Origin of the sequence: Labrenzia sp. PHM005, from assembly GCF_006517275.1 — a bacterium.
GTDB lineage: Bacteria > Pseudomonadota > Alphaproteobacteria > Rhizobiales > Stappiaceae > Roseibium.
Window position 1 is genome coordinate 1,438,360 of the sequence record NZ_CP041191.1, and the last position, 14,731, is coordinate 1,453,090.

Below are 14,731 nucleotides of genomic sequence, written 5' to 3' on the forward strand. Positions count from 1 at the left end.
GAAGGCGTGTCCTCACCGTCTTTTAAGACGCACGCCGATGAACAATTTAGTGGGGTGTTCCGGGCGGAGTAACACCCGCCCGGAAACTGAGTGGTTAGGCGAGTTGATCAATGGCAACGGATTGGTCGTTGAAGGCCAGTTCTTCGAAATCATAAAGAATGTCGAAGTCGTTTCCGGACCATACGACGACACCTGCGCCGTCCTCGGTGGCGCCCCAATTGTAATCAGCAGCGTTGCCGTCGATCTTGAAGCTGTCCTGGCCTTCGGTGCCGGTGAGATATTGGGTCACTCCAGCGATATCCTGAACCTGCCCGCTACCGGTTGTCAGCGGCACGCTCATGTCTGAAAACTCAAGACTTTCAAAGCCGTGGAGAATGTCAAAGCCGGAGGCACCCCAGACAACAACGCCAGTTCCGTCGTTGGTCGGCCCCCAGCCAAAATCAGAGGCTTTGCCGTCAATCACAAACCGGTCATTGTCCGTGGTTCCGGTCAGATACTGGGTCACCCCGGCAACATCCTGGTAGCTGCCGTCTTCGGATGTCAGCGGGACGGAAAGATCGTCAAACCGGATTTCTTCGAAATCTTTCAAGATGTCGAAGCCGGTCGGGCCCCAAACCACAGTCCCGGTGCCGTCCTCGGTCGGACCCCAGCCGTAGTCCTTGGATTGTCCATTGATCACAAAGACATCCTTGTCGGCTGTGCCAGTGACCCATTGGGTTTCAGTGGCAATGTCATTGACTTCGTTCACCGGATTTGTTGGATCTACCGGGTCTGGATCAACCGGATCTGGGTCTACCGGATCTGGGTCTACCGGGTCGGGATCTACCGGGTCTGGGTCTACTGGGTCGGGATCGACTGGCGCAGAAGCGCCCTCCTTCAGTACGACATTGTCCAGAAGCCCGCCGATGGACGGATGCGTTCCGTCAGAGGCCCGGAAGGAGAGTTCGTCATTGCCGCCTGTGCCGACAACCGTGACGCTGTAGCTGCCCGGGTCCGAGTGGCCCGGTTTTACCGTCTGAACGACAGATCCATTCCACAGAATGTCCATACCGGCCCGGTCACTGTGGCCGGTGCGCACTTCATAGTCGAAGGTCAGGTCGTAGGTCTTGTTTTCCTGTGTGGCGACCGATTGCGAAATCACGCCGCGTTCAGAATCGATCTCAAGAGCGGTTTTTCCGTCCGTGGCTGCAATGCCTTCGTAGCCGTCCTGCCACAATTCGAAATTGTTGCGGCTCGATTGCCAGCCGGTCAGGGAGCTGTGTGTCTCCCAGTTTGTGACCTCTTCTGAGGTTTCAAAGCTGCCATTGGTCAAAAGGTTTGCCGGATCTACGGGATCCGGGTCGACCGGGTCGGGATCAACCGGATCCGGATCGACCGGGTCTGGGTCGACTGGATCGGGATCGACCGGGTCCGGCATTGGAACCGGATCGGTTCCATCGGATTTCAAGACCACATTGTCCACCAGACCGCCGAGCAGCAAATTGGTGTCTTTAGTTGCTTGGAACGTCAGCTTGTCATCGCCGCCTGTTCCGACGACTTTGAAGTCATAGGAGCCAACATCCCCATTATCGGGCTTGAGCGTGGCAATGATCTCATCGTTCCAAAGAACTTCCAGGCCAATCTTCCAGATGTTGGCGCCCATGGCTTCGGTTTCATAGGTGAAAGACAGGTCATAGGTCTGGCCCCGGACAGTATCGACGGTCTGGGAAACCGCGCCGGATGCGCCATCAAGGCCCAGTGCCGTATGACCGTGTGTGGCATTCGCATCTATGTTCTTGTCGCCATGAATTTCAAAGCGGCCGTTGCTGCTGGTCCAGCCTTCCATCTGATTGACCGTTGTCATCTTGTCGGTCGGGTTCGGGACTTCGAAGCTGCCGTTGACCAGAATGTTTTCTGGGTCTTCTGCCAGGGGAACATTGGATGGCTGAACGTCAATGTTGGGCGCAATGGACGGCACACCGTTCTTGTCCCAGACAAACATCATCCAGCTGCCAGACGACAGGCCCTGTTCCACTGTTGGGGTGTAAACGGTGATGTTGTCGCCGGAACCTGCTTTGAACGGAACTTCAACAAAACCAGTACCCATGTTGAAGGCGTGCGTCGACGCGCCGTTTTTGACCATGGTGATGCGCGCGACATCGGCGCCGTCATCAACGCGGATGTTGTAGGCGCTGCCGGCATGAACCTCAGAAGGCGCGATTTCAACGACCGGACGGTCGGCGAGATTGCCGTTGTCGTCATACAGATAAGACGGTTTGTAAGCCTGAGCGTCGAGGTAGTTTTTCTCAGCAAAACCGGCAGCTCCGCCCCCTGCAGACAGGATAGTCCCATCGTTCAAAAGAACAGACGTGGAGTGGTAGAGGCGGGAAGATGCTTCATCGACCGTTGTTGTCAGGGAGTTGTCTTTTGGATCCCAGATCATGGCCGTATGGTTTGCAGCTGCCTCTGTGTTGCCCCGTGCGGACCCGCCGTTGATGAGAACCGTGCCGTCGGCCAGCGTGGTCATGTTTGACCAGTTCCGCTCGGCCCCCATGTCTCCAACTTTCTCGAAGGACACACCGCCGCCCGAGATATCCATGCTCCACAGGCCGCTGCCGGTGTCCTGAATGAGGATCTTGCCGGAATCGTATTGGACGGCAGGATTGTCCCAGGCTGCGTAAAAGGGGAGGGTGCCGATCTGAGTGACCGAACCGTTTCCTGACGGATCCAGCGACATGACTTCGATCTGGCCGTTGCCGCCGCCGCCAGTGGCGAAGTAAACAACCTTACCGTCCGTATCCAAAAAGGCGCGCGGATAATGCCCGGAAACGCCCAGATTGGCATCCGTTGCACCGGTCAATGGCTTCCAGCCTTCGCCATAGGTGTAGATTTCCGGTGTTGCCATATGGCGCCCGGCTGAATCGCTGCCGCCGAGCATGATCATCTGGCCGTTGTCCAGGGACACCATGGTCGGATACCAGCGCTGATTGACCATGTCGCCATCCGGAGCGGCATATAATTCGCCGGTTTTCATGTCCAGGATGTTGACGTCGTTGACGCCGGTGTTGGGCTTGCCGTCCGGCCGGCCATCGCCGCCCGCGATCAGGATCTTGTCTTCTCCCGGAATAATCATGGCCGCCGAACAGAAAATGTCGGTTGTCGTGGTGTTGGTCAGCGTTTCGTGCTCGCCGGTCACCGGGTTGTAGATGTCGTAGATAAATTGACCGCCCTGCATGCCCTTGTTGTCGGTGCCAAAAGTCAGAACCCGTCCGTCATCCATGACAACGGAATGAATTCCAATGATCGGCCATGCTTGCAAATTGCCCCAAGTTCCATCGGTTTGTGCCGGCATCTGACAATCTCCTGTTTCCAATCCAAATTGAGACACTCGGCATTGGTAATTGTCTCAATATGAAACAACGTAGCGTTGTGCCTTTCTTGGTAACGGAAAATTGCAAGTCGTATGCCAGGCTAACTATTAGTGACCTTAATTATTTCGCTTTCGCTATACGGAATTTTATCAATATCGAGGCAGAGTGCAGGATAGGCGAAGGAATTAGTTATATGCCCGTAGCAGTTTTTAGTAAGCCGCTGTTAACGTTTACTATATTGGCCAACCTTCTGATGCTGGCGGCTCCCTTGCACATGATGCAGGTATATGACCGGGTGCTGATCTCCGGCAGTCTCAGTACCCTTTTCTATATTACCCTGATTACAGCCGGGGCATTGGCCATGTTCGGTGTTTGTGAGGCCCTTCGCAACCGTTTGGCACAACGCCTGGCTGCAGCTTATGTCGTTGAGCGCGCTGAGCCACTGTTTCAAGCCTGTGCCAACTGTACTGACAAGACCCGGGCAAATGAAATGCTCCGCCATTTCAATACGGTCAAACAGTTCATTGGCAGCAAAGCGTACATTGGTCTTTACGATTTGCCCTTCGCGCCGCTGTTTCTCATGCTTCTTTTTGCCATTCACACGCAAATCGGTCTGATCACCTTTGCAGGAGCAGCCGTATTAGTGTCGATTGCGCTTCTTAATAAGAGGGTCAACGATACCAATCAGCGGACATCGGCCGGCGCCAATTCGCAATCGGTCAACTTTGCCAGCACAATCATATCCCGCAGCGAAGACATCAAGGCCATGGGCTTGATGCCATCTTTGGTGGAGCGCTGGGGGCATATGACCGGGGCGTCCTTGAATGCGCAGGAACAATCGACCGAAATCAGCGCGAAGTTTCATGGGGCAAGCCGGGCGGCCCGCCAGATCCTGCAAATCTCGATCATGGCCTGGGGCGCGTTTCTGGTGCTCGGCGGCGATATGTCCGGCGGTTTGATCTTTGCGGCTTCGATGATTTCCGGCCGGGCTTTGCAGCCGATCGAGCAGGTGATCGGTGGCTGGGACAACATCAATCGGGCGGTCCGGTCTGCCGAAGACATTGCCGGGTTTTTGAAACAGTCCGGTTCCACTGCCGCGCCCCTCGAACAACCGGCGCCAAAGGGTAGCCTGCGCCTTGAAGAGGTCACTGCAACCGCAGGCGAATCCATTCTTTTGGAGAATATTACATTTGAATTGAAACCAGGAGAGTTTCTTGGGGTTGTCGGCCCGTCAGGGGCTGGCAAGTCAACTCTGGCCCGCATCATCTCCGGGGCACTGCCTCCGGAAAGCGGCCGGGTATTGCTTGATGGCTGTGACCGCAGGAATTGGCCGGATGGCCAATGGGGCGACAGTGTCGGCTATCTCGGCCAGGACTTACAGCTCTTTCCAGCATCCATCGCAGAGAATATTGCCCGAATGGCCGTAACACCTGATGAGGCCGGGGTTGTCGAAGCGGCTCAGCTGACTGGGGTTCATGACCTCATCAACAGCCTGCCGGACGGTTATCAAAGCCAGATTGGCGACGGTCAGATCCGGTTGTCCGGCGGGCAGATCCAGCGGATTGCGCTCGCCAGGGCGATCTACACCCAGCCGGCTCTCTTGGTGCTGGATGAACCCAACGCTCATCTGGATCAGGCAGGCGAAGAGCGGTTGATCGGAATTTTGAAAAGGCTGAAGGGTGAGGGGGTGACCATCATCGCCATCAGTCAACGTGGCGGCATCAATCAGTTGGCGGACCGGATCATGGTGCTGAAAGACGGTCGCTGTGCTGCCATGCATGTGAATGAGGCGCACAATCCCCGGCCGGCCGCAGCCAACACCACCGGGTCGGCCTCAGTCCGGACGCCTGAAGTGCCTGCTACTCAGCCACGGCCGCAAGCCCCGGTTCAAAGGCAGATGCCACCTGTACCAGCGGTCGATCAAAATACCTCGGCAGAAACTGCCAAAGCATTTGCTGAGCAGCGCCAGGCAAAACCTATAAAGCCGACCGGTTCTATAGATAGAGAGAGCCGTCCGGTTCCAGGTACTCGGAAATATGCTTCACCGGACATTGTTTCTGAACAGCGGGAAAGAGGGGCGGCGTGAGTTTCTACAAGCAATTTCATGCCCTCGGCGGGATGCTGTTTGCTCCAGAAGAGGCCCAATCGACAGTTGGTTTGGGTTGGCGAGCGAGCGTCAAAACCGGAGACCGCGATATCATTGCCTCCGGCACACGCTGGGTTGGGATCGCGTGCGCGGTGTTTCTCGTTTGGGGACTGTTTTTCCCGCTCAGCTCGGCCGTTGTGGCACCTGGTACGTTAATCTCCAAAGGCCGCAACCAGCTTTTGCAGCATGCCGCAGGCGGGGTTGTTGAAGAGATCTTGGCGGCCAACGGAGATCATCTGTTTGAAGGTGATCCGATTGTGCGCATCGATCCATCTGCGGCTCGTGCGCATTTGGCCAAACTGGAGGCCCGCCAGGCTTTACTTCAAGCTCAGGAACAGCGCTTGGCCGCTCTCAGAATTGCCGGCGATACTGGATATCAAACAGCGGAGATAGATGTTGCGGCCTTGCGCGGCGTTTCCAAAGACCTTGCCGCAAAAGTGAGGATCCCGCTTGGCATAGAGGGACGCTATCCAATTTTGGATGAGCAGCTCGCCGCTTTTGACGCCAGCTTGCGGCAATCGGAAAGTGAAGTGTCCGCTTTGCGGAACCGCCGGGCCGGCCAGGCGGACGAACTCACCGGTCTGAACAATCAGATTGCCGCAAAAACTCAAAAACTCGCGTTGCTTGAAGGTGATTTGGCCAAAATGGAGCCGCTGGTGGCGGAAGGGTATATTTCCCAGACACGGTTCAATGAAAAACGCGCGGGTGTCATGGAAGACACCAGCCAGCTTGCCGCCCTCAAGGCACGTGCTGGGACGATGACGGCGCAAATTGCGGAAACAGAAGATTCCCTGGCAACGCTAATTGCCCGTAAGAACGCGGAAAACGCTGAGGAATTGTCCGCCGTCTTTGCTGATTTGGCAGCCGTTCAAAAAGAAATCGATGCGGCACGGATTGCCCTGAACCAGACCGTTGTCCGTGCCCCGGCAAAAGGAATTCTGGTCAAATTCGAGGCCAACACGGTCGGCGGTGTTATTGAAGGCGGCAAATCCTTCGGCGAAATCGTACCGGTCTCCGGAGATGTTGTGGTGGAAGCTCGCGTGTCGCCGCAAGACATCGGCGCGATTAAGGTTGGCCAGGAAACGGAAGTTGTCATCACAGCATTCAAGCGGGGTCAGGTGGATCCCTTGCCAGGTGCCGTCACCTATGCGGCTGCGGATTCCAAACTGGATGAACTGACGGGCGAACCCTATTTTGAAGTATTGATTTCCCTGAAGGAGACCGCTGACCGGAAGAGCATCACCGTCCAGCCTGGCATGCTTACTGAGGTGTATATCCAAACAGGCAGCCGTAGCTTCTTTGGTTATCTCCTTCAGCCGGTCACAGACAGTTTCCTGCGTGCGTTCCGAGAGCGGTAATCTTGTCTGCCGGAAATTCGTTGGCTTGATGTGCTTCGCAGCCATTGAGTTTGCGCAAGGAGCGCCCTAGGTTCAGCCCGGACTGACAAATTGGGATCCCACATATGCTCTTTGCGCTGATCTGCACCGACAAGCCAGGTGCACTCCAAGCCCGTCTCGACAATCGGGACGATCACATTGCCTTTTTGAAAGCCATGGGTGATGGCCTGAAAGCGGCCGGTCCGTTTTTGGACGACGATGGCAACATGACCGGGTCGCTGGTGGTGATTGAAGCTTCCAATCGGGATGAAGCCCTTGCGATTTCCGAGGAAGATCCCTACGCCAAGGCCGGATTGTTCGAGAGCGTTGAAATCCGCCCGTGGAACTGGGTGGTGAAGAATCCGGAGACGGCATAAGTGCAGTACTGGTTGATTAAATCCGAGCCGGACAAATGGTCCTGGGAACAGCAGAAAGCCAAGGGTGATGCTGGCGAAGAGTGGGACGGCATCCGCAACTATCAGGCCCGCAACAACATGCGGACGATGGAGATCGGCGACCGGGCGTTTTTCTATCACTCCAATATCGGCAAAGAAGTGGTCGGTGTGGTCGAGGTGTGCAGCGAAATACACCCAGACAGCACAACCGATGATCCGCGCTGGGAGTGTGTTGATTTCAAAGCCGTCTGCGACATTCCCAAGCCGGTAACACTGGCCCAGGTCAAAGCGGAACCGCGCCTTGAAAAAATGTCCCTGGTGACTTCCATGCGCCTGTCCGTTCAGCCGGTGACGGCAGACGAATGGAAGATCGTTTGTGAGATGGGTGGCTTGAGCGATCCTGTCTGACATGTGTCTTTCGGAGACCCCATGCCGCGCATAGAAAACCCGCGTCAATTTATCGTGACGGAAACCCGGATCCGGCCGGTGCCTCATGCAGAGGAGATTTCCCTCTATGTGGCAGACGAGGCAATGGGCCTTTGGCAAAAGACCGAGGAAGAACTCGGCGAACTCGGTCTTGAGCCTCCGTTCTGGGCGTTTGCCTGGGCGGGAGGTCAGGGGCTCGCCCGCTATATTCTGGATCATCCGGAGCTGGTGGCGGGCAAACGGGTGGTCGATTTCGCCTGCGGGTCCGGCCTTGTCGGTATCGCAGCCATGATGGCCGGCGCGGGGGCTTGCCATGCGGTGGATGTTGATCCGTTTGCCATTGCAGCCGCCGAACTCAATGCAGAATTGAATGGCGTTTCCCTCACATTCGAGGAAGGCGACATTACGTCTTTGCCAGCTCCCGATGCTGATGTCGTGTTCTGTGGTGACGTCTTTTATGACCAGCAAATGGCCAAACGTGTTTTGAGGTTCATAGACACGCTGCTGGCCCAGGGGCTGGACGTCTATGTCGGCGATCCAGGGCGCACCTATCTTCCCCATGAAAGGCTGGTTGAATTGGCATCCTATCAAGTGAGTGTGGTTGGCCAGCTTGAAGACAATGAAATAAAGTCAACGCGCGTATACCGGATAGCGGAAAAACCATCCTAATTGACGGCATCTCCGTGGCTATCCTTGCCAAACCGCCTGCAGTTATGACATTTTCCATCATCCGAAATTCGCTTCCGCATCTGTCTAAAGTCATGACGTAGCGGAAGATTTATCCCAAACAGATGTGTCCAAGGAGTTCTTCATGCCCATCGTTAATCGCCTTGCTGATCTGGCTGATGAGATCACCGCCTGGCGCCGCGATATTCACGAAAATCCGGAAATTCTCTACGAGACGGTCCGCACCGCAGGCAAAGTTACTGAGCTTCTGGAAAGCTTCGGCCTGGATGAAGTTGTGAGCGGTATTGGTAAGACCGGTGTTGTCGGTGTGATCAAGGGCAAGAACGGCGGTTCCGGCAAAACGATTGGCCTGCGCGCGGACATGGATGCGCTGCCGATCGAAGAAATCACCGGCAAGGAATATGCCTCCAAGGTGCCAGGCAAAATGCACGCCTGTGGTCATGATGGTCATACGGCGATGTTGCTGGGGGCAGCGAAATATCTCGCTGAGACCCGCAACTTCGACGGCACCGTTGTGGTGATCTTCCAGCCGGCCGAAGAAGGCGGTGCTGGTGCAAAAGCAATGATCGATGATGGCCTGATGACCCGCTGGGGCATCGAGGAAGTTTATGGCATGCACAATTTCCCGGGCATGCCGGTCGGCGAATTTGCCATCCGTAAGGGCCCGATTATGGCGGCAACGGATGAGTTCCGCATCAAGATCACTGGCCGGGGCGGTCACGCTGCTAAGCCGCACGAAACCATTGACCCGATTGTTACGGGCGCGAAGATGGTCAGCGCACTGCAGACCATCGCCAGCCGCAATGCCAATCCGCTCGATTCTGTCGTGGTTTCGGTCACCGTTTTCAATGGCGGTAACGCGTTTAACGTGATCCCGCAGGAAGTCACCTTGCGCGGTACGGTGCGCACGCTGAGTCCGGAAATGCGGGACCTGGCAGAAGAGCGGATGACCAAGATCGTTCGAGCCACTGCTGAGGCTTTCGATGCCAATGCGGATTTGGAGTTCATTCGCGGCTATCCGGTCACGGCTAACCATGATGAGCAAACTGACTTTGCCGCGCAGATTGCGGAAACCATTGCAGGTGAAGGCAAGGTCAACCGTGCCATCGACCCGATGATGGGCGGTGAAGACTTTTCTTTCATGCTGGAAGAGCGGCCGGGCGCTTTCATCTTTGCTGGCAATGGTGACAGTGCTGGCCTGCACCACCCTGCCTACGACTTCAATGATGAACTCATTCCGGTGGGATGCTCCTACTGGGTGAAACTGGTAGAGACAGCAATGCCGCGCGCGGCTTGATGTAACGCTTTGAAAAACGCCGGTTCCCACCGGCGTTTTCTTTTTGTCCGATGGTGCAGTTCGCAATGAGATTCTTTTGATCTCAAACAGTTGCCGCTAACTGTTGTGCTGGCACGGTCTGGAATTCGATTGAACTTAAGATTTTAACACCAGCTGATGCTTGCATTAAGACGCGGCGCGATTTGAAATAAGTTTCAGAAATCAATTTGGTGAGTGCTTCGAAGGTTGCAGATCGAAGCTGCCGTCAAACACGTTTAATAATGATATTTTTAATCTCTATATCTGAGTATCTGAGAGAAATTACCTGTTTAAATAGGCAATGAAATGGACTTGAAGTCCAAAATTTGGGGCTATGTTTTTGGCCGCCAGGTTTGGCGGTTTTGTTTTTGCATTTTTACCTTTTGGATGATCTTTAGCATCGGGCTTCCGGTGGCAGCGGCAGACGACCTGCGGATCATCACCACCGTTGAACCCCCAACCAATTACCTGGACGAACAAGGTCGGCTGACCGGCACATCGACCGATATTGTCAGAGCCTTGCAGAAAATTGCCGGTATCGAAACTGAGATTGAAGTGATGCCTTGGTCTCGCGGGTATCTCTTGGCGAAAACACAGCCGAACATCGCTCTTTTTACAGGTGGGCGAACGCCGGAGCGTGTTGCTCTTGGGTTTGAGTTTGTCGGGCCAATGGTCACCCGGCGGCATGGCATCTACATGCTGTCTGAAAAATCACGAGACTTCGACAGTCTGGAGAGCATTGCAGATCATAAACTGCGAATTGCCGGTTTGCGGGGAAGCTGGCGGCCCGCCCTGTTGGCCAAAAACGGTATCTTTATCGAAGAAACTGACTCCCTTGAAGCTGGACTGAGAATGCTCCAGGCCAAACGGGTGGACGGCTGGATTTCCTCGGATTTGGAGTTGTCCCAGATCTTGCGGGAATCCGGTGTTCGACGCAGCGATCTTCAAGAAACTTTCCTCATCAGTGAGGCCTCAAGTTACTTACTCTTGTCGAAAGGGACGAGCGCTGAGCAGATTGCGGTTTTGAAAGACGCGTTTGAAACGCTCCAGAAAACAGACCTCTTGATGCAGCTTGCACAAAAATGGTCCGGGATTCTGGAAGTCCCATTCTCGTTTTCAAGAGATCGTGGCCTTTTTCTGACGAGCGGCGATGACGATGGAAACCGGTTCGGCGGGTGATGCCATCTTGGAGTTCAGGATTGTCTGAACAAAAGAACCAAACCCGAAGGTCTTTGCTATTGAAGCTCTCCACATCTCAATAGAATTGCACTAAAGCTAACCGGGCTCTTCGCTGCGTTTTTAGGCTTGGTATTATGTCATTTCCTCCAGTTACACTGCCTCTCATTGCGATTTATGTCCTTGTCGGCGCTGTCGTTGGCGTGCTGGTCATTCATCCTTTAAATTTGGTGGTGATTTGGTGGGAGTTGTCCCGGTTTTCTGAAACGGCCCCCTTGCTCATCGAATTTTTGCGAGCCCGGCTCTGGCTGATTCTGTTGCCACGACATGTGGATGTCGCCATCGCCTATACACTGGTGGGAGCGGTGGTTGGCCTGGCCTTCGGCATCTTCACCCGCAACTATATGCGCACCAGCGAAGCCTATAACTCTTTGCGGGAGGAACAAACGGCCCTTATTCCGCAACTGATGGGCCAAGGCGAAACGGAACGCGTTGAGTTCAAGTCATCACTGCGCTGGGACATCAAGGAAAACCGGGTCAACCGCGGTTTGGAGAAGGTTATCGCCAAGACGATTGCTGGCTTTTTCAACGCCAATGGCGGGCACTTGCTGGTCGGTGTCAATGATGATGGCAAACCGCTCGGCCTGACGAACGACCTGTCTACCCTGCGCAGCCCGGACCACGATGCCTTTGAGCGCACGGTCAATGATATTGTTTCGAAGAATCTCGGGGGTGATCTTTGCCCCTATATTCACACGGTGTTTGCCGACGTCGACGCCAAAGACGTTGCCATGATCATCATTCGACCTGCGCCGAGAGCGGTCTATTTGGAAGAGGGCAAGTCCTCCATTTTTTACGTGCGCAGTGGCAATTCCACCCGGCAACTGGATGTTCGCGAAGCTCTGAGCTACGCCAATTCGCGCTGGTCTTAATCCGATGAATATTCTTTCGGCCCTTGCCCCTCAGGATCTTCCCCTGATTGCGAGCTTGTTCTTGATTTTCTGCAGTTTCTTTACGTCCGCCCTGACGGCAGCTGTCGGGCTTGGCGGCGGAATTGCTTTGATCGCGATCATGGCAATGGTGATGCCAGCGGCTGCCTTGGTACCTGTGCACGGCGTTGTTCAACTAGGCTCAAATGCCGGTAGGGCGCTGGTCCAGATCAAACATGTGGATTGGCTAATCGCTGTGTGGTTTGCGTGTGGCGCGGTCTTGGGGGCAGGCCTTGGCGGAGCAATTGCGGTTCAGTTGCCTGCGGCTATTCTTAAAGCTGGCATTGCTGTCTTTGTTCTATGGGTTGTCTGGGGACGGGCGCCGAAGCTGGCTCATATGCGCAAGCGGGCCATGGCCGTTGCCGGATTCGCTTCGACCTTTTTGTCCATGTTTTTTGGTGCTGCTGGACCAATCGGTGGGTCGGTCTTGTCGACCTTAGGCCTGACCCGGCACCAGTTTGTCGCCAATCAGGCGATCACCTCCATGATGATGCATGTCTTCAAGATCATCGCTTTTGGCATTCTCGGTTTTGCTTTTGCGCCTTGGGCTGGGTTGATTGTCTTGATGATTGCAAGCGGATTTCTCGGCACATTGACCGGCAGCCATCTTCTTGGCCGCATGAATGAAGATGTCTTCAAAAAGGGTTTTCGCCTGGTGATGACTCTTCTGGCTGCCAATCTGTTTCTGCAGGCAAGCGGACTTTTGTGAAGCTGTAATTCTCGTAACTCAGGTCAAAGCATTAACGGAGAAGGCGGCGGAAAACTGCATTATTGCCTTGTGGTGAGGGCGCATGACAAAGTCATGTCAATTTTAACAGCGGTAAATATCTGAAAGACAACGCTTTTCTTTTGTTTTAACGCGTTGATAACCATCAAGAAATTTCGTCACCTAAGTTACATAAAATTGTGCGGCAACATACATACAGTCAGGTCAGAAATCCCTTGAAATACAAGGCCTAAGACTGATGACGGCACAGCCGGTACTTGCGACTTTCCTCAAAGGCTTTCCAAGCCCGCATGCGTTTTTAGAGAGTGCTGAAACTCTCCTGGACTATGCCTTTCAGCCAATTGTTGATGCTCATTCGGGTGACAGCTACGGCTATGAAGCTCTGCTGCGCAATGTTGGTCAGATGGGTTTTCAAACGCCGGTTGAAGTATTTGATTTTGCCGAAGACGCAGGTGTTCTCGTCGAACTGGAATGCCTCCTTCGGAAGAAGGCGGTCACGAAATTCGTGTCCTTACCGAACCGGGGTAAAGCAAAACTGTTTTTGAACGTTGACGCTCGGTTGTTGGAGACAGACGGCTATCTTTATGAAGAAACCGGCCTTTTGCTTGATGGCGTCAACTTGGCGGCGTCCCAGATCGTCCTGGAGGTCTGTGAAGCCGGGGAAATTGGCGACAACGGCCGTCTGGCGGAATTCACCAAACTCGGTCGGGATCTTGGGTTTGGTTTTGCGATCGACGATTACGGCCGCGGGTATTCGCAGCTGAAGTCTCTCTATGACATTGAGCCGGATATCCTCAAGATTGACCGGTTTTTCGTTCAAACTATCAACAGTGATGCCCGCAAGAAATTGATGGTTAGAACGGTCGTGGACGTGGCCCATGTCCTGGGTATGCGCGTTGTCGCTGAGGGAGTGGAAACCGCGCAGGAATTGGCGACATGCAAGGATATCGGCTGCGACCTGATCCAGGGCTATCTTGTTGCCCGGCCGTTTCAGGATCTGGAAGAAGCGGAAGCCCGCTACCCTGTTGTTTCTTCTGCAGCCAAACGGCCTGTGCTCGCCCCCCGTGATGATATGGAACTTGTGAACCGGGAGATTAAACCGCTGGTGCCGCTGCAGGACAGAGCCCGAATGGAAGAGGTGCTTAATCTGTTGCGTGCCGGTCGGGCCAATCCGTTCATTCCGGTGATCAATGCAAGTGGCGAACCGCGCGGCCTGATCCGCGAAAAAGACATCAAAACTTTTGTCTATATGCCCTTTGGGCGGGATCTTTTGCTCAATCCGGTGATGAGCAACAGTCTGGGCGCTTTTACGCACCGGTGTCCGATCGCCAATTTCAACACACCGCTCGACCAGCTCGTTGAAATGGTTGCTGATGAGGATGACGAAGCTGGCGGCATCATCATCACCCGCAACGGCAAATATTGCGGGTTTCTGACGACCACCTCCCTGTTGAAGATCTCAAACGAGGTGCGGATGCGGGCGGCGGAAAACCAAAATCCGCTGACCAAAATGCCGGGCAATGCGTCGATCATTCAATATGTTCAAAATGATGCGCAAAGCCCGGAAGTCGAGAGGTCGTTTTGCTATTTGGATTTCGACAATTTCAAACCGTTCAATGATGCCTATGGATTTACCGTCGGAGACCGGGCGTTGCTGCTGTTTTCAGAACTCCTGAAACGCCTTGCGACCAGCGAAGACGTTTTTGCTGGTCACATTGGCGGGGATGATTTTTTCATAGGTGCGCGTGGACGGACAACTGCTGATATGAAGAACATGATCGGCGATCTACAGGACGCCTTCCGCCATCAAGCGGAAAGCCTTTATGATCCGAGTGACCGGCTGAAAGGCTATATTGAAGCCCAGGACCGGCACGGTGTCGCCCGAAAGTTCCCGCTGTTGCGCTGCTCGGCCGCGATCTTGCATCTTCCTGTGGGGCTCAGTGTTGACAGAAAGGACATCCTGGGCCGTCAGATCGCAAGCTTGAAAAGTGAAGCCAAGGGCTGTGAAAGCGGGATTGCGGAAGCAACCCTCGGCCAACTGGTGTCACCCAGCGTGTTATAATGGGGCTGCCCATAGGATCTTGACCTTTCTGCAGGTCTCGCTTGAGTTCTTCGCAACAGCCTTTGCCTTGCCAGATTGGCCT

General features: G+C 54.5%; 11 protein-coding genes. 10 read left to right on the plus strand and 1 reads right to left on the minus strand.

Features of this window, described 5'->3' with window-relative positions; genetic code table 11:
• Nucleotides 1–94 precede the first annotated feature (94 nt).
• Nucleotides 95–3,331 carry a DUF642 domain-containing protein gene (locus FJ695_RS06545; protein ID WP_141184689.1) on the minus strand — a complete coding sequence of 1,079 codons (3,237 nt, stop codon included), beginning with the start codon at nt 3,329–3,331 and terminating at the stop codon, nt 95–97.
• Between the two features lie 212 nt (nt 3,332–3,543).
• On the opposite strand from FJ695_RS06545, the gene FJ695_RS06550 reads away from it, so the two are divergent.
• From FJ695_RS06550 to FJ695_RS06595, 10 genes are all read left to right on the plus strand, one after another.
• The gene (locus tag FJ695_RS06550; protein ID WP_168206284.1) at nt 3,544–5,436 is read left to right on the plus strand and encodes a type I secretion system permease/ATPase; all 1,893 of its coding nucleotides are present in this window, start codon (nt 3,544–3,546) and stop codon (nt 5,434–5,436) included.
• Nucleotides 5,433–6,854: an HlyD family type I secretion periplasmic adaptor subunit gene (locus FJ695_RS06555; protein ID WP_141184691.1), complete on the plus strand. Its 1,422-nt coding sequence runs from the start codon at nt 5,433–5,435 to the stop codon at nt 6,852–6,854. The genes FJ695_RS06550 and FJ695_RS06555 overlap by 4 nt, the downstream gene beginning before the upstream one ends.
• Before the next feature lie 104 nt (nt 6,855–6,958).
• Nucleotides 6,959–7,249, plus strand: a complete 291-nt coding sequence (locus FJ695_RS06560) for a YciI-like protein (protein ID WP_141184692.1) — start codon at nt 6,959–6,961, stop codon at nt 7,247–7,249.
• On the plus strand, nt 7,250–7,675 hold the full coding sequence (locus tag FJ695_RS06565) for an EVE domain-containing protein (RefSeq protein ID WP_141184693.1): 426 nt from the start codon (nt 7,250–7,252) through the stop codon (nt 7,673–7,675). It abuts the gene before it with no gap.
• Nucleotides 7,676–7,696: 21 nt separating this feature from the next.
• Nucleotides 7,697–8,362, plus strand: a complete 666-nt coding sequence (locus tag FJ695_RS06570) for a methyltransferase (RefSeq protein ID WP_141184694.1) — start codon at nt 7,697–7,699, stop codon at nt 8,360–8,362.
• Nucleotides 8,363–8,504: 142 nt separating this feature from the next.
• Nucleotides 8,505–9,677 carry a M20 aminoacylase family protein gene (locus FJ695_RS06575; protein WP_141184695.1) on the plus strand — a complete coding sequence of 391 codons (1,173 nt, stop codon included), beginning with the start codon at nt 8,505–8,507 and terminating at the stop codon, nt 9,675–9,677.
• A gap of 429 nt (nt 9,678–10,106) precedes the next feature.
• Nucleotides 10,107–10,874, plus strand: coding sequence for an ABC transporter substrate-binding protein (locus FJ695_RS06580; protein WP_168206285.1), 768 nt, complete (start codon nt 10,107–10,109; stop codon nt 10,872–10,874).
• A 134-nt stretch (nt 10,875–11,008) separates the two neighbouring features.
• Complete coding sequence (locus FJ695_RS06585; RefSeq protein ID WP_141184697.1) at nt 11,009–11,803, plus strand: helix-turn-helix domain-containing protein; 795 nt, start codon at nt 11,009–11,011, stop codon at nt 11,801–11,803.
• Nucleotides 11,804–11,807: 4 nt separating this feature from the next.
• The gene (locus tag FJ695_RS06590; RefSeq protein WP_141184698.1) at nt 11,808–12,569 is read left to right on the plus strand and encodes a sulfite exporter TauE/SafE family protein; all 762 of its coding nucleotides are present in this window, start codon (nt 11,808–11,810) and stop codon (nt 12,567–12,569) included.
• Nucleotides 12,570–12,825: 256 nt separating this feature from the next.
• Nucleotides 12,826–14,649 (plus strand): GGDEF domain-containing protein, encoded by a 1,824-nt coding sequence (locus FJ695_RS06595; RefSeq protein WP_141184699.1) that lies wholly within the window; start codon nt 12,826–12,828, stop codon nt 14,647–14,649.
• The last annotated feature ends 82 nt before the right edge of the window (nt 14,650–14,731 follow it).